We start from the raw sequence: 18,956 nt of genomic DNA, 5'->3' as shown, positions 1-18,956 counted from the left end.
GTTCACTGAAATGACCACGGAAAAAGTTAAGTACGGCGTCCATTCCGAAGCCGGCAAACTGCGCAAAGTCATGGTTTGCTCCCCCGGCCTGGCCCATCAGCGGCTGACCCCGAACAACTGCGACGAACTGCTTTTCGACGATGTGTTGTGGGTGGCCCAGGCCAAGCGCGACCACTTCGATTTCGTCACTAAAATGCGTGAACGCAATGTCGATGTGCTGGAAATGCACAACCTGCTAACCGACATCGTCGCCATCCCCGAAGCCCTGGACTGGATTCTGGAACGCAAAATCACCGCCGATTCGGTGGGCCTGGGCTTGATCAATGAAACGAGTTCGTGGCTGCGCAGCCTTGAGCCGCGCCATATTGCCGAGTTCCTGATCGGTGGTGTGTCGGGTGACGATTTGCCCAGCAGTTTCGGCGGCAAGGCCATCGAGATGTTCCGCGGCTTCCTCGGCCATACAAGCTTCATTCTGCCGCCGCTGCCCAACACTCAATTCACCCGCGATACCACCTGCTGGATCTACGGCGGCGTCACGCTCAACCCGATGTACTGGCCGGCACGTCGCCAGGAAACCCTGCTGACCACCGCCATCTACAAGTTCCATCCGCAATTCACCAACGCCGAATTCGAAATCTGGTATGGCGACCCGGACAAGGACCACGGCAACTCCACCCTAGAAGGTGGCGACGTGATGCCGATCGGCAACGGCGTGGTGTTAATCGGCATGGGCGAACGCTCTTCTCGCCAGGCCATCGCGCAACTGGCGGTAAACCTGTTCCAGAAAAAAGCCGTGGAAAAAGTCATCGTCGCTGGCTTGCCTAAATCCCGCGCGGCGATGCACCTGGACACCGTGTTCAGCTTCTGCGACCGCGATCTGGTGACGATCTTCCCCGAAGTGGTGAACCAGATTGTTGCCTTCACCCTGCGCCCAGACGAAAGCAAACCGGGCGGCATCGACATCCGTCGCGAAGAAACCAACTTCCTCGACACCGTGGCCCAAGCCCTCAACCTCAAAGCCCTGCGCGTCGTAGAAACCGGCGGCAACAGCTTCGCCGCCGAACGCGAGCAATGGGACGACGGTAACAACGTGGTGGCCGTGGAACCCGGCGTGGTCATCGGCTACGACCGCAACACCTACACCAACACCCTGCTGCGCAAGGCCGGGGTGGAAGTGATCACCATCAGCGCCGGCGAACTCGGTCGCGGCCGTGGCGGCGGCCACTGCATGACCTGCCCGATCATCCGCGATCCGATTGACTACTAACCTATTAACTTCGGCCCGCCCTTACCGAGTGCGGGCCGAAGGGATAACCGACACCTTAGGAGATCCAAAATGGCGTTCAATATTCATAACCGCAATCTGCTGAGCCTGGAGCATCACACCCCTCGCGAATTGCGCTACCTGCTCGACCTCTCCCGCGACCTCAAACGCGCCAAGTACACCGGTACCGAGCAGCAACACCTCAAGGGCAACAACATCGCCCTGATCTTCGAAAAGACTTCGACCCGCACCCGTTGTGCCTTCGAAGTCGCTGCCTACGACCAGGGCGCCAACGTCACTTACATCGACCCGAACTCCTCGCAGATCGGTCACAAGGAAAGCATGAAGGACACCGCCCGCGTGCTCGGGCGCATGTACGACGCCATCGAGTACCGTGGCTTCAAACAGGAAATCGTCGAAGAACTGGCCAAGTTTGCCGGCGTGCCGGTGTTCAACGGCCTGACCGATGAATATCACCCGACGCAAATGATCGCCGACGTGCTGACCATGCGTGAGCACGCCGACAAACCGATCCATGAAATTAGCTACGTCTACCTCGGCGATGCGCGTAACAACATGGGCAACTCGCTGCTGCTGATCGGCGCCAAACTCGGGATGGACGTGCGCATCTGCGCACCAAAAGCCTTGTGGCCTCTGGACGACCTGGTGGCGCGCTGCAAAAAATACGCTGAAGAAAGCGGCGCCCGCATTACGCTGACCGAAGACCCGAAAGCGGCCGTCAAAGGCGTGGACTTCATCCACACCGACGTCTGGGTGTCCATGGGCGAACCGGTCGAAGCCTGGGCCGAGCGCATCCAGCAGTTGCTGCCCTATCAGGTCAACGCCGAACTGATGAAAGCCACCGGCAACCCGCGCACCAAGTTCATGCACTGCCTGCCGGCGTTCCACAACAGCGACACCAAAATCGGCAAGCAGATCGCCGAGCAGTATCCGAACCTGAAGAACGGCATCGAAGTGACCGATGATGTGTTCGAGTCGCCGGCCTGCATCGCCTTCGAGCAAGCGGAAAACCGCATGCACACGATCAAGGCGATTCTGGTGTCGACGCTGGCTGACCTATAACGGCTGACCTGGCTCCCACTGACTGAACAGGGTCGATGTGGGAGCTGGCCTGCCAGCGATGGGATCACCGCGGTCTATCAGAAACACCGAGGTGCGGCCATCGCTGGCAAGCCAGCTCCCACAGAGATGGAGTCACCCGCTTACTTCTCTTTTAGAAGGACTTGCACCATGCGTATCGTCGTTGCTCTGGGCGGGAACGCCCTGCTGCGCCGGGGTGAACCGATGACCGCTGACAACCAGCGCGCCAACATCCGGATCGCCACCGAACAGATCGCCAAAATCCATGCCGGCAATCAACTGGTCATCGCCCACGGCAATGGCCCGCAAGTCGGCCTGCTGTCGCTGCAAGCGGCGGCCTACACCTCGGTGTCACCTTATCCGCTGGACGTACTCGGCGCCGAAACCGAAGGCATGATCGGCTACATCATCGAACAGGAATTGGGCAATCTCCTGGACTTCGAAGTGCCCTTCGCCACCCTGCTGACCCAGGTCGAAGTCGACGCCAACGACCCGGCCTTCAAGAATCCGACCAAACCCATCGGCCCGGTCTACAGCAAGGACGAGGCAGAAAAACTCGCCGCCGAAAAAAGCTGGGCGATTGCCCCGGATGGCGACAAATATCGCCGCGTGGTTGCCAGCCCGAAACCGAAACGCATCTTCGAAATCCGCCCGATCAAGTGGCTGCTGGAAAAAGGCAGCATCGTCATCTGCGCCGGCGGTGGCGGCATCCCGACCATGTACACCGCGCCCGGCAAACTGGAAGGCGTCGAAGCGGTGATCGACAAAGACCTGTGCTCGGCGCTGCTGGCCGAACAGCTGGAAGCCGATTTGCTGGTGATTGCCACAGACGTCAACGCCGCGTTCATCGACTATGGGAAACCAACGCAGAAAGCCATCGCCCAGGCCCACCCGGACGAAATGGAAAAACTCGGCTTCGCCGCCGGCTCCATGGGTCCGAAGGTGCAGGCAGCCTGCGAATTCGCACGCCATACTGGGAAAGTCGCGGTGATCGGCTCGCTCGCGGACATCGAAGCTATCGTCCAGGGCAAGGCTGGCACCCGCATCAGCACCGCGACACCTGGCATTACTTACTTGTAGGGAGAGACGTCTATGGCACAGTTTGATCCAGGTCACTTGCACATCGAACGTCATGCGCTGACCCCGGACGATGTCAGCTACAACATTCACCTGGACTATGAAGTCAGCAAGAATGACAAAGGTGAAAAAGGCATTCAGTTCACGATGCATGGCAGCATTCAGGGCAAGGACATGTCAGAACCCTTCTTCTTGCCCAAGGAGGAGGCCTACAACTTCGCCAGGGATGTAACGAGAATTGCCGAGAAGTACGGCATTCCGAAGACACACAGCCAAATCGGCTCGGTCCACAAGCATTACGATTTGATGTTTGAAGACATTCGGAAGCAGTTGGATATGAAATCCGGCGACCCGGTAAACCCTGAACACTTTGAGTGACCTGTACACATATTCTTTGATCAGCCACAAATCCTGTGGGAGCGGGCTTGCCCGCGATAGCGGTACATCTGTCACTTCAATGCCGGATCTGCCACCGTCATCGCGGGCAAGCCCGCTCCCACAGGGATCATCGTTGGCCTGAAGTCCTGCGCTGGATTTCACCTTACCCCCTGCTCCAAGGCATACTTGCCACCCTCCGCACTCCAGAACCCGAAACCGCCCCATGCGTATCCACGTCAGTTTCATCGACCGCGTCGGTATCACCCAGGAAGTCCTGGCCTTGCTCGGTGGGCGCAACCTCAATCTGGATGCGGTGGAAATGGTCCCGCCGAACGTCTACATCGACGCCCCGACCCTGAGCCCGGAAGTCCTCGAAGAACTGCGCGACGCGCTACTGAGCGTGCGTGGCGTGCAGGCGATGACCGTGGTCGACATCCTGCCCGGCCAACGCCGGCACCTGCAGCTCGATGCGTTGCTTGCGGCGATGACCGATCCGGTGCTGGCGCTGGACAGCGCCGGCAAGGTGTTGCTGGCCAACCCGGCATTGATCGCCCTGTACGGCCGCGAGCCGGCCGGTGAAAGCGTCGCCGATCTGTTTGCCGATCCGGCGCTGCTCGACGCGTTGCTCGAACAGGGTTTTCGCTTGCCGCTGCGGGAGATCACCGTCAACGGCCAGACCTTGCTGCTGGATGCCACGCCGATCACCGACGCCGGCGCCCTGCTCACCCTGTACCAACCGAACCGCATCGGCGAACGCCTGTCGGCCCTGCATCACGATCACGCCGAAGGTTTCGATGCGTTGCTGGGCGAGTCGCCGGCTATCCGCACGCTCAAGGTTCGCGCGCAACGGGTGGCGGCCCTTGATGCGCCGCTGCTGATCCAGGGTGAAACCGGTACCGGCAAGGAGTTGGTCGCGCGGGCCTGCCACGCCATCAGCGCGCGACACAACTCGCCGTTTCTGGCATTGAACTGTGCGGCATTGCCGGAGAACCTCGCCGAAAGCGAACTGTTCGGCTACGCCCCCGGCGCTTTTACCGGCGCACAACGGGGCGGCAAGCCGGGGCTGATGGAGCTGGCCAACCAGGGCACGGTGTTTCTCGATGAGATCGGCGAGATGTCGCCGTACTTGCAGGCCAAGTTGCTGCGCTTCCTCAATGACGGCAGCTTCCGTCGGGTGGGCGGTGATCGTGAGGTCAAGGTCAACGTGCGGATTCTCAGTGCGACCCACCGTGACCTGGAAAAAATGGTCAGCGAAGGTTTGTTTCGCGAAGACTTGTTCTATCGCCTGAACGTACTCAACGTCGAAGTCCCGCCCCTGCGCGAGCGAGGCCAGGACATTCTGCTGCTGGCCCGTTACTTCATGCAGCAGGCGTGCGCACAGATCCAGCGCCCGGTCTGTCGCCTCGCGCCGGGCACTTACCCGGCCCTGCTCGGCAACCGCTGGCCGGGCAACGTGCGGCAACTGCAAAACGTGATCTTTCGCGCCGCGGCGATTTGCGAAAGCAGCCTGGTGGACATCGGCGACCTCGACATTGCCGGCACCTCGGTCGCGCGTCAGAGCGACAACGATGTCGACAGCCTGGAACAGGCCATGGATGAGTTCGAGAAAACCCTGCTGGAAAAGCTCTACGTCAGCTATCCCTCGACTCGCCAGTTGGCCAACCGGCTGCAGACCTCGCATACCGCGATTGCCCATCGACTGCGCAAATACGGCATCCCCAACAAGCCGTGATCGCTGTTGGCCCCTAAACACTTTCATACTGCTACCCCTCAATCTGTAGGAGCCGGCTTGCTGGCGATGGCGATTTTGAAGACGCCATCGCCAGCAAGCCGGCTCCTACAACTCTGCTTTCCAATCCAAAATCGTTTTAAAAGCGACCTCCACCTGTACTGAAAGCGCTACAGCGGAACGATATCGCTACACCCCTCTACGATCACGGCTGTGCAAGGCTTTGATCCACCTCAGCTTTTATCCACGACGGATGCCGTATCGATTTCGCTACACGCAACCCGTTCCAGCGATTCGCCAACCCGCCTAAATCATTGATTCAAATAGTAAAAACAACGTTGGCCGCGTTCTTGCTATGTAGTCCTTCATACCCGGGCTTTTTGCCCAAGCATTCAACAGCGTCCACCCGACGAGTCTGGACCCCAGGAGTTTCCATGAGCGAATTGCGTTTTACTGAAGATCACGAATGGCTGCGCACCGAAGCTGACGGCAGCGTCACGGTCGGTATCACCGCTTTCGCGCAGAACGCACTGGGCGACGTGGTTTTCGTACAACTGCCTGAGTTGCAGTCCTACGACAAAGGCGCTGAAGCCGCCACCGTGGAATCGGTAAAAGCCGCCAGCGGCGTTTACATGCCGCTGGACGGAGAAGTACTGGAAGTGAACCCGGCGCTGGACAGCTCCCCGGAACTGGTCAACGAAGATCCGCTGGGCGAAGGCTGGTTCTTCCGCTTCCAGCCGGCCGACGCTGCGGCGGTCGCCAAACTGCTCGATCAGGACGCCTACGATCGTCTGATCAAAGCCAACGCCGAAGCCTGAGGAGCGCTGACATGACCCAACTGAATCTGACCACCGCCAACGAATTCATCGCCCGCCACATCGGCCCCCGCGCCGGTGACGAGCAAGCCATGCTCAATAGCCTCGGCTTCGACTCCCTCGAAGCCCTGAGCGCCAGCGTCATTCCCGACAGCATCAAGGGCACCAGCGTGCTCGGCCTCGAAGACGGCCTGAGCGAAGCGGACGCGCTGGCGATGATCAAAGGCATCGCCGGCAAAAACCAGCTGTTCAAGACCTTCATCGGCCAGGGTTACTACGGCACGCACACGCCGTCGCCGATCCTGCGCAACCTCCTGGAAAACCCGGCCTGGTACACCGCCTACACCCCGTACCAGCCGGAGATTTCCCAGGGTCGTCTCGAAGCGCTGCTGAACTTCCAGACCCTGATCAGCGACCTCACCGGCCTGCCGATCGCCAACGCCTCGCTGCTCGACGAAGCCACCGCCGCTGCCGAAGCCATGACCTTCTGCAAACGCCTGAGCAAGAACAAGGGCAGCCACCAGTTCTTCGCTTCCGTGCATTGCCACCCGCAAACCCTCGACGTGCTGCGCACCCGCGCCGAACCGTTGGGCATCGACGTCATCGTCGGCGACGAGCGTGAACTGAGCGACGTGACCCCATTCTTCGGCGCGCTGCTGCAATACCCGGCCAGCAACGGTGACGTCTTTGATTACCGCGAACTGACCGAGCGTTTCCACGCCGCCAACGCCCTGGTCGCCGTGGCCGCCGACCTGCTGGCCCTGACCGTGCTGACCCCGCCGGGCGAGTTCGGCGCCGACGTGGCCATCGGCAGTGCACAACGCTTCGGCGTGCCGCTGGGCTTTGGTGGCCCGCACGCGGCCTATTTCTCCACCAAGGACGCGTTCAAGCGCGACATGCCGGGCCGTCTGGTCGGTGTTTCCGTGGACCGTTTCGGCAAGCCGGCGCTGCGTCTGGCGATGCAAACCCGCGAGCAACACATCCGTCGCGAGAAGGCCACGTCGAACATCTGCACCGCGCAGGTGCTGCTGGCCAACATCGCCAGCATGTACGCCGTGTACCACGGCCCGAAAGGCCTGACGCAGATTGCCAACCGCGTGCATCACCTGACCGCGATTCTGGCCCAAGGCCTGAAAGCCATCGGACTGAACGTCGAGCAAGCAAACTTCTTCGACACCCTGACCTTGAACACCGGCGCGCAAACCGCTGCGCTGCACGAGCAGGCTCGCACCCAGCAGATCAACCTGCGCGTGGTCGACGCTGAACGTCTGGGCCTGTCCCTCGACGAAACCAGCACCCAGGCCGACGTCGAAACCCTGTGGGCCTTGTTCGCCAATGGCAAAGCGCTGCCGGACTTCACCGCCCTCGCCGCGTCCGTCACCAGCACCCTTCCGGCCGCGCTGGTGCGCCAGTCGCCGATCCTCAGCCACCCGGTGTTCAACCGCTACCACTCGGAAACCGAGCTGATGCGCTACCTGCGCAAGCTGGCGGACAAGGACCTGGCGCTGGACCGCACCATGATCCCGCTGGGCTCGTGCACCATGAAACTCAACGCCGCCAGCGAAATGATCCCGGTGACCTGGGCCGAATTCGGCGCCCTGCACCCGTTCGCCCCGGCCGAGCAAAGCGCCGGCTACCAGCAACTGACCGATGAACTGGAAGCGATGCTCTGCGCCGCCACCGGCTACGATTCGATCTCGCTGCAACCGAACGCCGGTTCGCAAGGTGAATACGCCGGCCTGCTGGCGATCCGCGCGTACCATCAGAGCCGCGGCGAAGACCGTCGCGACATCTGCCTGATCCCGTCCTCGGCCCACGGCACCAACCCGGCGACCGCGCAAATGGCCGGCATGCGCGTGGTGGTCACCGCGTGCGACGCCCGTGGCAACGTCGACATCGAAGACCTGCGCGCCAAGGCCATCGAGCACCGCGAACACCTCGCCGCGCTGATGATCACCTACCCGTCGACCCACGGCGTGTTCGAAGAAGGCATCCGCGAAATCTGCGGCATCATTCATGACCACGGCGGCCAGGTGTACATCGACGGCGCCAACATGAACGCGATGGTCGGCCTCTGCGCACCGGGCAAGTTCGGCGGCGACGTCTCGCACCTGAACCTGCACAAAACCTTCTGCATCCCCCACGGCGGTGGCGGCCCGGGCGTCGGCCCGATTGGCGTGAAATCGCACCTGACGCCGTTCCTGCCGGGCCACGCGCAGATGGCGCGCAAGGAAGGCGCAGTCTGTGCCGCACCGTTCGGCAGCGCGAGCATTTTGCCGATCACCTGGATGTACATCCGCATGATGGGCGGCGCCGGTCTGAAGCGCGCTTCGCAGCTGGCGATCCTCAATGCCAACTACATTTCCCGCCGCCTCGAAGAGCACTACCCAGTGCTGTACACCGGCAGCAACGGCCTGGTCGCGCACGAGTGCATCCTCGACCTGCGCCCACTGAAAGACAGCAGCGGCATCAGCGTCGACGACGTGGCCAAGCGCCTGATCGACTTCGGCTTCCACGCCCCGACTATGTCCTTCCCGGTCGCCGGCACGCTGATGATCGAGCCGACCGAAAGCGAATCCAAAGAAGAGCTGGACCGCTTCTGCGACGCCATGATCCGCATCCGCGAAGAAATCCGCGCGGTGGAAAACGGCACCCTGGACAAGGACGACAACCCGCTGAAAAACGCCCCGCACACCGCGGCGGAAATCGTCGGCGAGTGGTCGCATCCGTACAGCCGGGAGCAAGCGGTTTATCCGGTTGCTTCGCTGATCGAAGGCAAATACTGGCCGCCGGTCGGTCGTGTGGACAACGTCTTCGGCGATCGCAACCTGGTTTGCGCCTGCCCATCGATCGAAAGCTACGCTTAAACGAATGAGGGGGCGGATTCATCCGCCCCCTCAACGTCGCCACACCCCCCTGTAGCAGCTGGCTTGCCAGCGATTGCGGAGGATCAGCCGACACACATGTTGCCTGACACACCGCCATCGCTGGCAAGCCAGCTCCTACAGGATCGAGGCCGATTCAGGATTGCTGTCGATCCTCTAATAACAAGAAACCGGAGAACCTCATGTCGTTAAGCGTGTTCGACCTGTTCAAGATTGGCATCGGCCCCTCCAGTTCCCACACCGTCGGTCCGATGCGTGCCGCCGCGCGATTCGCCGAAGGTCTGCGGCGTGAAGAACTGCTGACGGCCACCACCTGCGTCAAAGTCGAGCTCTACGGATCACTCGGCGCCACTGGCAAGGGCCACGGCAGCGACAAGGCTGTGCTGCTGGGCCTGGAAGGCGAACACCCGGACACCGTGGATACCGAAACCGTCGCCGCCCGCATGCAGGACATTCGCAGCAGCGGTCGCTTGAACCTTCTTGGCGAACACAACATTGCGTTCAACGAGAAAGAACACCTGGCGATGATTCGCAAACCGCTGGCCTATCACCCCAACGGCATGATCTTTCGCGCCTTCGACGCCGCCGGCCTGCAAATCCGCAGCCGCGAGTATTACTCGGTGGGCGGCGGGTTTGTCGTCGATGAAGACGCTGCCGGCGCCGACCGCATCGTCGAAGACGTCACCCCCCTGACCTTCCCGTTCAAAAGCGCCAAGGACCTGCTTAGTCACTGCACCATCTATGGGCTGTCCATTAGCCAGGTGATGTTGACCAATGAAAGTGCCTGGCGCCCGGAAGCAGAAACCCGCGCCGGCCTGTTGAAAATCTGGCAAGTGATGCAGGACTGCGTTGCTGCCGGCTGCCGCAACGAAGGCATTCTGCCGGGTGGCTTGAAAGTCAAACGCCGAGCCGCAGCACTGCATCGCCAGTTGTGCAGTAACCCGGAGTCGGCTCTGCGCGATCCGCTGTCCGTGCTGGACTGGGTCAACCTATACGCGCTGGCGGTCAACGAAGAAAACGCCAACGGCGGGCGCGTGGTCACGGCACCGACCAACGGCGCGGCCGGGATCATTCCAGCAGTCCTGCATTACTACATGCGCTTTATTCCCGGCGCGAACGATGACGGCGTAGTGCGCTTTCTGCTGACCGCTGCGGCCATCGGCATTCTGTACAAAGAAAACGCCTCGATCTCCGGCGCCGAAGTCGGCTGTCAGGGTGAGGTTGGCGTGGCGTGCTCCATGGCGGCGGGCGCCTTGTGTGAAGTTCTCGGCGGCAGCGTGCAGCAAGTGGAAAACGCCGCGGAAATCGGTATGGAACATAACCTCGGCCTGACCTGCGACCCGATTGGCGGGCTGGTGCAAGTGCCTTGCATCGAGCGCAACGCCATGGGCTCGGTCAAGGCCATCAATGCTGTGCGCATGGCCATGCGGGGCGACGGGCACCATTTTGTCTCCCTCGACAAGGTCATCCGCACCATGCGCCAGACCGGCGCCGACATGAAAAGCAAATACAAAGAAACCGCCCGTGGCGGCTTGGCGGTCAACATAATCGAGTGCTGATGCGCTCACCTGCATCTGCATCATTTTCAGGAGCTGAATATGTCCACCGAACAACTGTTGAAAACCCCGTTGCACGCCCTGCACATCGAACTCGGCGCGCGCATGGTGCCGTTCGCCGGCTACGACATGCCGGTGCAATACCCGTTGGGCGTGATGAAAGAACACCAGCACACCCGCGACCAGGCCGGGCTGTTCGATGTCTCGCACATGGGCCAGATCCGCCTGACCGGCGCCAATGCTGCCAAAGCCCTGGAAACCCTGGTGCCGGTGGATATCATCGACCTGCCGGTGGGCATGCAGCGTTATGCGATGTTCACCAACGAAACCGGCGGCATCCTCGACGACCTGATGGTCGCCAACCTGGGTAACGACGAACTGTTCCTGGTGGTCAATGCTGCCTGCAAGGACCAGGACCTGGCGCACCTGCGCAAATACATCGGCGAGCAGTGCAGCATCGAGCCCCTGTTCGAAGAACGCGCCCTGCTCGCCTTGCAAGGCCCGGTGGCGGTCACTGTATTGGCACGTCTGGCGCCAGAAGTGGCGAAAATGACCTTCATGCAATTCGCTCGCGTGAAACTGCTGGGCGTGGACTGTTTTGTCAGCCGCTCGGGCTACACCGGTGAAGACGGTTTCGAAATCTCTGTACCGGCCGCCAATGCCGAAGCCCTGGCCCGCGCTCTGCTGGCCGAACCGGAAGTCGAAGCCATCGGCCTTGGCGCTCGTGACTCGCTGCGCCTGGAAGCCGGCCTGTGCCTGTACGGCCATGACATGAACACCGAGACCACTCTGATCGAAGCCAGCCTTTTATGGGCTATCTCCAAGCCTCGTCGTGCCGATGGCGCGCGTGCCGGGGGCTTCCCGGGCGCAGAAAGCGTATTCGCTCAGCAACAGGGTGGCGTCAGCCGCAAACGAGTTGGCCTGTTGCCGCAGGAGCGCACCCCGGTGCGCGAAGGTGCAGAGATCGTCAACGAAGCCGGCGACATCATCGGCACCGTCTGCAGCGGCGGTTTCGGCCCGACCTTGGGCGGACCTTTGGCCATGGGTTACCTCGACAGCGCTTATATCGCTATCGATACACCGGTTTGGGCAATTGTTCGTGGGAAAAAGGTACCTTTGCTTGTAAGCAAAATGCCATTTGTTCCACAACGCTACTATCGCGGCTGATTGAATGTTCCTATAAGTAACGCGGTTGCGTTAACAGTGCACTAATGTGTAACGCAACCGCCATAAAATAGTGCATCGTTTGGCTCTAAGCTTCGATTATGAACTTTGCTTATAACGTTCGAAAACAATTGAACAAGCTTATCGAATAAGCTGCCATCAACGCCTGAAAAACTGCCACCAACCTAAGCAAATACGGGCCTTCTCGGGGGCTTGTTTTTTCTCCCGTAGTTGGCGTAGAGTTTGTTCACTGTGTTTGCATGGGTCGCTTGGAATCGTGACCTGGGCAGTAGCCTACAAGTTAGCTACATCCCGTTCGACGTCTTCTTACTCTCCTGCAACCAGCCCCAGTACTCTTTCATCAGAAAGAGACTGTCATTAATTTTAGCGTCAAAGGAAATAAGAAATGTCCCAACGTCAGAGCGGTACCGTCAAGTGGTTTAACGACGAGAAAGGTTTTGGTTTTATCACTCCAGAAAGCGGTCCGGATCTGTTCGTGCATTTCCGCGCTATTCAGGGCAACGGTTTCAAGAGCCTGAAAGAAGGCCAGAAAGTGACCTTCATCGCCGTGCAAGGCCAGAAAGGCATGCAGGCTGACGAAGTACAAGCAGAAGGCTAATCTTCTGTAACGAAAAAGCCCCTGATGCTGACATCAGGGGCTTTTTTGTGCGCGTAAATCCGTAAAATGGCTTCTTTTGCGCCCAGAGGCTGCCATGTCGAAACACTTGCTCAAACCCCAGGGCGACTTCCCCACCGTTGGCCTGGGTCGTCGCCTGGCAGCGATGTTTTATGATTTTTTGCTGTGCACCGCCCTGCTGATCGTCACCAGTGGCATTTACAAAATGATCCAGATGGCGATCATCGGCGAAGACAAAATGCGCGCCCTCACTGAAGCTGGTGCGCTTGATGGCGATCCACTACTTTCGACGGTATTGCTATTCGTGCTCTTCGGCTTCTTCGCCAAGTTCTGGACCCACTCGGGTCAGACCCTGGGTATGCAGGTGTGGGGCGTTCGCGTGCAAAACGCAGATGGTTCATCCATCAGCCTGTGGCAAGCTTTGTTGCGCTTCGTAGTATCGATCGCCTCGCTGCTGTGCGTTGGCCTGGGATTCGTCTGGTCTCTGTTCGACAAGCAGAAGCGCAGCTGGCATGACATGTACTCAAATACTCAGCTAGTGCGCATTCCAAAGAAATCCAAATAAATTCGCACTGCACAAATCATTGTGGGAGCGAGCCTGCTCGCGATAGAGGCGAATCAGTCGAGATTCATGTGACTGATCGTCCGTCATCGCGAGCAGGCTCGCTCCCACAGTCTTTCTACTGGCTGATTAAATTCAGGCGTTGCCGGCCAGCTTCATCCGCGCAGCCTGGGTGAAGTCCAGCATCCGCTTCAGCGGCCGAATGGCCTGCGGAACCAACGCCGGATCAACAAAGATCTCGTTCGTCCCTTCCTTCAAGCTCTTCAGCGTGCGCTCAAGGGTGTTCATCGCCATCCACGGGCAATGAGCGCAACTGCGGCATGCTGCGCCGTTACCGGCCGTTGGCGCTTCGATGAAGACCTTGTCCGGGCACAACTGCTGCATCTTGTAGAAGATGCCTCGGTCGGTGGCGACAATCAGGGTTTTGTTCGGCAGGCTCTGTGCCGCCGCGATCAACTGACTGGTGGAACCAACGGCATCCGCCAGCTCGATCACCGAAGTAGGCGACTCCGGGTGCACCAGAATAGCCGCATCCGGATACAGCGCCTTCATGTCTTCGAGCTGCTTGGACTTGAACTCTTCGTGAACGATGCAGGCACCGTCCCACAGCAGCATGTCGGCACCCGTCTGGCGCTGAATGTAAGTGCCCAGATGCTTGTCCGGGCCCCAGATGATGGTTTCGCCGTTATCCATCAGGCTTTCGACGATTTCCAACGCGCAACTTGAAGTCACGACCCAATCCGCCCGGGCTTTGACCGCCGCGGAGGTATTGGCATAAACCACCACCGTTCGCTCCGGATGTTGATCGCAGAATGCGGAAAACTCATCGACCGGGCAACCCAGGTCCAGCGAGCATGTCGCTTCCAGGGTCGGCATCAGAATACGTTTTTCGGGGTTAAGGATTTTGGCCGTCTCACCCATGAATTTCACCCCGGCGACCACTACGGTCTTCGCGGGGTGAGCGTTGCCGAAACGGGCCATTTCCAGCGAATCGGAAACACAGCCACCGGTTTCTTCGGCTAAAGCCTGAATGATCGGATCGCAATAGAAGTGAGCAACCAGCACCGCGTCCTGAGCCTTGAGCTCGGCGGCGATGGCAGCACGATAAAAGGCCTCTTCGTCAGCGGTCAGCGGCTTGGGCTGCTTGGCGTCGAGATGGGCTTGAACCAGAAGGCGTTCGGAAATTTGCGTCATGTTCGCAAGACCTGCAGGCGCATTCGCGCGAAAGTCGAGTATACACCCGGCTCCGGACCCTTCAGGGTACCGCCGGGAAAGTGAGTATTCATCAGGCACGGACAGCGTTGAAGCTGGGCAAGGCTACAGAATATCCAGTGGATGCAAAAGATGATTCTGACCTGCGTTACGTGGTGCAGCCCCGGCGAAGCACTAAATCGCAGGCAAAAAAAAATCCGGAAATCCTCACTTTCGTGGGCCTTCCAGACTTTTAAAACTGCTTGAAAATGGTGGGTCGTGTGGGATTCGAACCTACGACCAATTGGTTAAAAGCCAACTGCTCTACCAACTGAGCTAACGACCCGCTGTGTGGTGGCGCGTATAATACTGATTTTTAAGGACTATTCAACACCTATTTTGAAATAAATCAAAAATAAGGTGTTGGATCGCTGATTCCGGCCGTCGCAAAGCCTTCAGCACGCAGTCGGCAGCTGTCGCATTTGCCGCAAGCACGGCCGTCATTGTCGGCCTGATAGCAGGAAACAGTAAGACCGTAGTCCACGCCAAGCTTAGTGCCAGCCTGAACGATTTGCGCCTTGCTCAGGTTTTGCAGAGGTGCCTGAATCCGAAAGCCGTTCCCTTCCACACCGGCCTTGGTCGCCAGATTAGCCATACGTTCGAAGGACTCGATGAACTCGGGACGGCAGTCCGGGTAACCGGAGTAATCCACCGCGTTGACGCCGATGAAGATGTCCCGTGCACCAAGCACTTCCGCCCAGCCCAAGGCAAGGGACAGGAACACCGTGTTACGCGCAGGCACGTAAGTCACCGGAATGCCCTCACCCAACTCTTCCGGAATATCGATGCTGCTATCTGTAAGCGCCGAGCCGCCCATGCCATTCATGTTGAGACCGATCACCTTGTGCTCGATCACACCCAAGTCCCGTGCAACACGTTCGGCGGCATACAGCTCAGCGTGAGAACGCTGGCCGTAATCAAAACTCATGGTGTAGCAGCTGTAGCCTTCAGCGCGAGCCATGGCCACGACGGTTGCAGAGTCCAGGCCACCTGACAGCAGGATGACCGCACGTTTTTCAGCAATGTTCAGTTGTTCCGTCATTTCAGCGCCCCGGCTCATCATTCCAAAGATACTTATGCAGCTGCAGTTGCAGACGCACTGGCAGGTTGTCCGCCACCACCCAGTCAGCCAGATCCCGAGCATTGAGATCATGGTGACTTGGCGAGAACAGAACTTCGCCGGCACGCTGGTCCAGACCGTACTGGATCAACTTGGACACGGACCAGTCATAGTCTTCCCGCGAACAGATGACAAACTTCACCTGATCGTTCGGCGTGAGCAGCTCAATGTTTTCGTAGCGGTTGCGGTGCGCTTCCTTCGAACCCGGAGTTTTCAGGTCGACAACGCGACTGACCCGGGAATCTACCGCCGAGATGTCGATAGAGCCACTGGTTTCCAGTGACACTTCGTAACCGGCGTCGCATAACCGCTTGAGCAATGGGATGGCGTTGGGTTGCGCCAGGGGCTCGCCGCCCGTGACACAGACATAACGCGGGCGAAAACCGGCCACCTGCTCAAGGATATCGTCGAGCGTGCGAATGGTCCCGCCAGTGAACGCATAGGCGCTGTCGCAGTATTGGCAACGTAGCGGACAACCGGTCAGGCGCACAAAAACCGTGGGCAGGCCGGCGGTCCGAGTTTCACCCTGCAACGAGTAGAAAACTTCGGTGATTCTCAATGTGTCTTGCATAGTCGCCACGGGCGTAACAGCTAAACAGGCTGTCCGCCTCCGTCAGGCACTTCAAGGAACCCCGGCAATGCGCAGGTCCCAAAAAGCGTGTGTCAGAAAAAGGGGGTGAATTCTAACGAAAAAACCCGCGACAAGCGCGGGTTTCTTCGAAACGGGTCAAGCAGCCCTTACATTTTTTGCAGATCACGCTGCGCCAGCTGAGCGGCGGAAGTGCCCGGATATTGGGCAACCACCTGCTGCAGAATGCCTTTGACCTTGTCGGTATGACCGAGGCGACGTTCTACGTCAGCAAGCTTGTACAGCGAGTCAGGCACTTTGGCATGCTTGGGATACAGCTGCGAAACCTTGGCAAATGCCTGACCTGCACCTTGCAGATCGCCCTTTGCCAGGTTCACTTCGCCCAACCAATACTGGGCATTGCCCGCGTATTGGCTGTTCGGGTATTTGCGCAGGAATGCGGCGAAAGCCTGACTGGCCTTGTCGAAATCCTTGGCTTTGATCAGGTCGAAGGCAGCATCGTAGTAGAGCTTTTCCTTCGCCGGGTCCGCCGGTTCACTACCTGATGCAGGTGCTTGAGCGGCTGCCGCCCCTGCACTCGCGCCAGCTGCTGCGGCAGGGGCATTCAAATCGCCACCGCCGGAAGAATTTTCAGGAGTCGCGGCTGGTGCAACGCCGGTTCCTATGCGCCGATCAAGATCCTGATATCGCTCCAGGCCTTCTTGCTTCATGCGCGCTACATCATTTTGCAGAACTTCGATCGCGCCTTGCTGGCGCTCGATTTGTTGCTGCATTTGTTGCAATTGGTTGAACAGCTCGCCCTGTGCCGAGACAGGGGCCGAAACCCCTCCCCCGGCATAGGCGCCGTTCGTACCGTAACCTGCAGGCGGATAACTGCTCCCGCTGTTGGAACCGGAGTTGTTATCGACCACAGGAACCGCAGCCCACACCGCAAGCGGCGCGAGGCTGAGAGCCAGAACAGTTACAGCACGACGGCACGTTCGCATGACGAATTACTTACGCAGTTCGACGCGACGGTTTTGAGCCCAGGACTGCTCGTCGTTACCGGTAGCTACTGGACGCTCTTCGCCGTAGGAAACCAGTTCCAGCTGAGCTGGGGAAACGCCTTGCAGTACCAGGTAGCGCTGAACGGCTTTCGCACGACGCTCGCCCAGTGCCATGTTGTACTCACGAGTACCACGTTCGTCGGTGTTGCCTTCCAGAACAACGCGAGCGCCGTTTGCTTTCAGGTCTTTGGCGTGAACGTCCAGAGCGCGCATGGCTTCTGGCTTCAAGTCCGAACTGTCGTATTCGAAGTAGAAAGTGGTGATAGCGCGCAGTGCAGCTTCTTCGCTCAGGGAGCCGTCAACTGCACCAGTGTTTGCGCCGTAACCAGCGTTTGGATCTACTGCGCCTTCACCGGCATTGTCGCCGCCTTTGGACGAGCAACCTACAGCTACAGCCATGGCCAGAGCCAGCGCAGCAAATTTACCAAACTTCAGCATTTCCATCGTGAAACTCCTAATGAACCCCAGTGTGTTAAGTAAAACGTATAGCGCCGCGTCAGTTCAGGTAAGGGGACCAGGAAGGTTCTCTGACTTCGCCTTGTGCGGTAGGAAGCGGGAGCCTTACGCGTCCATTGATGGACACGAGCATCAAGACTCCCCGGCCCTGCTGGCGGGTGGCGTAGATTACCATGGTGCCGTTGGGCGCAACAGTAGGCGACTCGTCCAGAGTGCTATCAGTGAGGATTTTTACACTACCGCGCTGCAAATCCTGAGCCGCCACTTTGAAATTGGTGAAACCGTCCTGGCGATGAATCATTACCAGGGTCTTTTCGTCCGCCGACAGTTTAGGGTTGGCGTTGTAGTTGCCGACGAAAGTCACACGCTCCGCACCACCGCCACCCACGCTGGTTTTATAGATCTGCGGTTTGCCACCACGGTCGGAAGTGAAGTAGATGGTCGAGCCATCCTTGCCCCAGAACGGTTCGGTGTTGATGCCAGGACCGTTAGTGACGCGAGTGATCTGGCGCGAACCCAGGTTCATTACATAGATGTCCGGGTTGCCGTCTTTCGATAGTACGAACGCCAGGCGATTGCCGTCCGGTGACCAGGCTGGAGCACCGTTCAGGCCTTCGAAGTTGGTGATCTGCTCACGGCGGCCAGTGTCGATGTTCTGCATGAAGATGCGAGGACGCTTCTGCTCGAACGAAACGTAAGCGATACGCTTGCCATCCGGTGCGAAACGCGGCGACAGGATCGGCTCGCGCGATTGCAGCAGAGTCACGGCACGAGCACCGTCATAGTCCGAACGTTGCAACGTGTAGCGAGTGTTCTTTTCGGAGAAACGCTCGGCCGTCACGTACAGCAGACGAGTCGAGAACGCACCTTTGATACCGGTGAGTTTCTCGAACGACTGGTCGGCGATGTAGTGCGACATGTCGCGCAGTTGATCAACGCCGCCCGATACGCTGCCGGTCAGCACTTGCTGCTCGGTGGCGACGTTGAACAGTGCGTATTGCACCTGCAGGCGACCGCCCGCCGGAACAATGCTGCCAACCATGACGTACTGGGCGCCTAGCGCCTTGAAGTCACGGAAGATGATTTCGCTGGCCTGGCTCGGCTGGCTGATCATGTTCTGCTTTGGAATCGGCGAGTAGTAACCCGAGTTGCGCAGGTCATTACCGATGATTTCCGCCATGTCGTCCGGCAGTACGCTGCCGCCCTGGTTGCCGAACGGCACAACGGCGATCGGAGTTGCCCGATCGCTGCCGCTGGTGACCAGAATGTTTTTCTCATCTGCCATCGCCATCCCTGCCATGCAGCAGATAACGACCAGCATTCCTC

The 18,956-nt window shown here is 59.2% G+C and carries 17 protein-coding genes and 1 tRNA gene; 11 read left to right on the top strand and 7 right to left on the bottom strand.

The window, feature by feature from the left end; all coding sequences use genetic code 11:
* The first annotated feature begins 10 nt into the window (after nt 1-10).
* The 11 genes from arcA to ABVN21_RS01355 all read left to right on the top strand — a co-directional run bounded on the left by arcA (nt 11) and on the right by ABVN21_RS01355 (nt 13,171).
* On the top strand, nt 11-1,267 hold the full coding sequence (arcA, locus tag ABVN21_RS01405; RefSeq protein WP_339556075.1) for an arginine deiminase: 1,257 nt from the start codon (nt 11-13) through the stop codon (nt 1,265-1,267).
* A gap of 69 nt (nt 1,268-1,336) precedes the next feature.
* On the top strand, nt 1,337-2,347 hold the full coding sequence (locus ABVN21_RS01400; protein ID WP_339556074.1) for an ornithine carbamoyltransferase: 1,011 nt from the start codon (nt 1,337-1,339) through the stop codon (nt 2,345-2,347).
* 168 nt (nt 2,348-2,515) lie between these two features.
* The gene (gene arcC / locus ABVN21_RS01395) at nt 2,516-3,445 is read left to right on the top strand and encodes a carbamate kinase (RefSeq protein ID WP_339556073.1); all 930 of its coding nucleotides are present in this window, start codon (nt 2,516-2,518) and stop codon (nt 3,443-3,445) included.
* A gap of 12 nt (nt 3,446-3,457) precedes the next feature.
* Nucleotides 3,458-3,820 carry a DUF5064 family protein gene (locus ABVN21_RS01390; protein WP_339556072.1) on the top strand — a complete coding sequence of 121 codons (363 nt, stop codon included), beginning with the start codon at nt 3,458-3,460 and terminating at the stop codon, nt 3,818-3,820.
* A 223-nt stretch (nt 3,821-4,043) separates the two neighbouring features.
* Nucleotides 4,044-5,552: a sigma-54-dependent transcriptional regulator gene (locus ABVN21_RS01385; protein ID WP_339556071.1), complete on the top strand. Its 1,509-nt coding sequence runs from the start codon at nt 4,044-4,046 to the stop codon at nt 5,550-5,552.
* 431 nt (nt 5,553-5,983) lie between these two features.
* Nucleotides 5,984-6,367 (top strand): glycine cleavage system protein GcvH, encoded by a 384-nt coding sequence (gene gcvH, locus ABVN21_RS01380; RefSeq protein WP_339556876.1) that lies wholly within the window; start codon nt 5,984-5,986, stop codon nt 6,365-6,367.
* 11 nt (nt 6,368-6,378) lie between these two features.
* On the top strand, nt 6,379-9,231 hold the full coding sequence (gcvP, locus tag ABVN21_RS01375) for an aminomethyl-transferring glycine dehydrogenase (protein ID WP_353637215.1): 2,853 nt from the start codon (nt 6,379-6,381) through the stop codon (nt 9,229-9,231).
* 200 nt (nt 9,232-9,431) lie between these two features.
* Complete coding sequence (locus ABVN21_RS01370; protein WP_339555331.1) at nt 9,432-10,808, top strand: L-serine ammonia-lyase; 1,377 nt, start codon at nt 9,432-9,434, stop codon at nt 10,806-10,808.
* A gap of 39 nt (nt 10,809-10,847) precedes the next feature.
* Nucleotides 10,848-11,972, top strand: coding sequence for a glycine cleavage system aminomethyltransferase GcvT (gene gcvT / locus ABVN21_RS01365; RefSeq protein ID WP_339555332.1), 1,125 nt, complete (start codon nt 10,848-10,850; stop codon nt 11,970-11,972).
* Nucleotides 11,973-12,375: 403 nt separating this feature from the next.
* Nucleotides 12,376-12,588, top strand: a complete 213-nt coding sequence (locus ABVN21_RS01360; RefSeq protein ID WP_007931076.1) for a cold-shock protein — start codon at nt 12,376-12,378, stop codon at nt 12,586-12,588.
* Nucleotides 12,589-12,682: 94 nt separating this feature from the next.
* Complete coding sequence (locus ABVN21_RS01355) at nt 12,683-13,171, top strand: RDD family protein (RefSeq protein ID WP_339555333.1); 489 nt, start codon at nt 12,683-12,685, stop codon at nt 13,169-13,171.
* Between the two features lie 132 nt (nt 13,172-13,303).
* On the opposite strand, the gene nadA is transcribed toward ABVN21_RS01355, so the two are convergent.
* From nadA to tolB, 7 genes are all read right to left on the bottom strand, one after another.
* On the bottom strand, nt 13,304-14,362 hold the full coding sequence (gene nadA / locus ABVN21_RS01350) for a quinolinate synthase NadA (RefSeq protein WP_339555334.1): 1,059 nt from the start codon (nt 14,360-14,362) through the stop codon (nt 13,304-13,306).
* Between the two features lie 267 nt (nt 14,363-14,629).
* A tRNA-Lys gene (locus tag ABVN21_RS01345) sits at nt 14,630-14,705 on the bottom strand.
* A 63-nt stretch (nt 14,706-14,768) separates the two neighbouring features.
* Nucleotides 14,769-15,443, bottom strand: coding sequence for a 7-cyano-7-deazaguanine synthase QueC (gene queC, locus ABVN21_RS01340; RefSeq protein ID WP_339555423.1), 675 nt, complete (start codon nt 15,441-15,443; stop codon nt 14,769-14,771).
* Between the two features lie 19 nt (nt 15,444-15,462).
* Nucleotides 15,463-16,110, bottom strand: coding sequence for a 7-carboxy-7-deazaguanine synthase QueE (gene queE, locus ABVN21_RS01335; protein WP_007995628.1), 648 nt, complete (start codon nt 16,108-16,110; stop codon nt 15,463-15,465).
* A gap of 167 nt (nt 16,111-16,277) precedes the next feature.
* Nucleotides 16,278-17,114 carry a tol-pal system protein YbgF gene (gene ybgF, locus ABVN21_RS01330; RefSeq protein WP_339555335.1) on the bottom strand — a complete coding sequence of 279 codons (837 nt, stop codon included), beginning with the start codon at nt 17,112-17,114 and terminating at the stop codon, nt 16,278-16,280.
* 6 nt (nt 17,115-17,120) lie between these two features.
* A complete protein-coding gene (pal, locus tag ABVN21_RS01325; RefSeq protein ID WP_003178634.1) occupies nt 17,121-17,618 on the bottom strand; it encodes a peptidoglycan-associated lipoprotein Pal in 498 nt (165 codons plus the stop codon).
* A 52-nt stretch (nt 17,619-17,670) separates the two neighbouring features.
* Nucleotides 17,671-18,951, bottom strand: a complete 1,281-nt coding sequence (gene tolB / locus ABVN21_RS01320) for a Tol-Pal system beta propeller repeat protein TolB (RefSeq protein WP_339555424.1) — start codon at nt 18,949-18,951, stop codon at nt 17,671-17,673.
* Between the last annotated feature and the right edge of the window lie 5 nt (nt 18,952-18,956).

The sequence above is a fragment of the Pseudomonas sp. MYb327 genome, from assembly GCF_040438925.1.
In the GTDB taxonomy this organism is placed as follows: Bacteria; Pseudomonadota; Gammaproteobacteria; order Pseudomonadales; family Pseudomonadaceae; genus Aquipseudomonas.
This window is presented reverse-complemented; position numbering and strand designations above follow the sequence as displayed.

What these genes read in the sequence shown, in the direction of transcription:
- arcA (WP_339556075.1), top strand. Translation starts at nt 11, where the DNA reads ATGACCACGGAAAAAGTTAAGTACGGCGTCCATTCCGAAGCCGGCAAA.
- ABVN21_RS01400 (WP_339556074.1), top strand. Translation starts at nt 1,337, where the DNA reads ATGGCGTTCAATATTCATAACCGCAATCTGCTGAGCCTGGAGCATCAC.
- arcC (WP_339556073.1), top strand. Translation starts at nt 2,516, where the DNA reads ATGCGTATCGTCGTTGCTCTGGGCGGGAACGCCCTGCTGCGCCGGGGT.
- ABVN21_RS01390 (WP_339556072.1), top strand. Translation starts at nt 3,458, where the DNA reads ATGGCACAGTTTGATCCAGGTCACTTGCACATCGAACGTCATGCGCTG.
- ABVN21_RS01385 (WP_339556071.1), top strand. Translation starts at nt 4,044, where the DNA reads ATGCGTATCCACGTCAGTTTCATCGACCGCGTCGGTATCACCCAGGAA.
- gcvH (WP_339556876.1), top strand. Translation starts at nt 5,984, where the DNA reads ATGAGCGAATTGCGTTTTACTGAAGATCACGAATGGCTGCGCACCGAA.
- gcvP (WP_353637215.1), top strand. Translation starts at nt 6,379, where the DNA reads ATGACCCAACTGAATCTGACCACCGCCAACGAATTCATCGCCCGCCAC.
- ABVN21_RS01370 (WP_339555331.1), top strand. Translation starts at nt 9,432, where the DNA reads ATGTCGTTAAGCGTGTTCGACCTGTTCAAGATTGGCATCGGCCCCTCC.
- gcvT (WP_339555332.1), top strand. Translation starts at nt 10,848, where the DNA reads ATGTCCACCGAACAACTGTTGAAAACCCCGTTGCACGCCCTGCACATC.
- ABVN21_RS01360 (WP_007931076.1), top strand. Translation starts at nt 12,376, where the DNA reads ATGTCCCAACGTCAGAGCGGTACCGTCAAGTGGTTTAACGACGAGAAA.
- ABVN21_RS01355 (WP_339555333.1), top strand. Translation starts at nt 12,683, where the DNA reads ATGTCGAAACACTTGCTCAAACCCCAGGGCGACTTCCCCACCGTTGGC.
- nadA (WP_339555334.1), bottom strand. Translation starts at nt 14,362, where the DNA reads ATGACGCAAATTTCCGAACGCCTTCTGGTTCAAGCCCATCTCGACGCC.
- queE (WP_007995628.1), bottom strand. Translation starts at nt 16,110, where the DNA reads ATGCAAGACACATTGAGAATCACCGAAGTTTTCTACTCGTTGCAGGGT.
- ybgF (WP_339555335.1), bottom strand. Translation starts at nt 17,114, where the DNA reads ATGCGAACGTGCCGTCGTGCTGTAACTGTTCTGGCTCTCAGCCTCGCG.
- pal (WP_003178634.1), bottom strand. Translation starts at nt 17,618, where the DNA reads ATGGAAATGCTGAAGTTTGGTAAATTTGCTGCGCTGGCTCTGGCCATG.
- tolB (WP_339555424.1), bottom strand. Translation starts at nt 18,951, where the DNA reads ATGCTGGTCGTTATCTGCTGCATGGCAGGGATGGCGATGGCAGATGAG.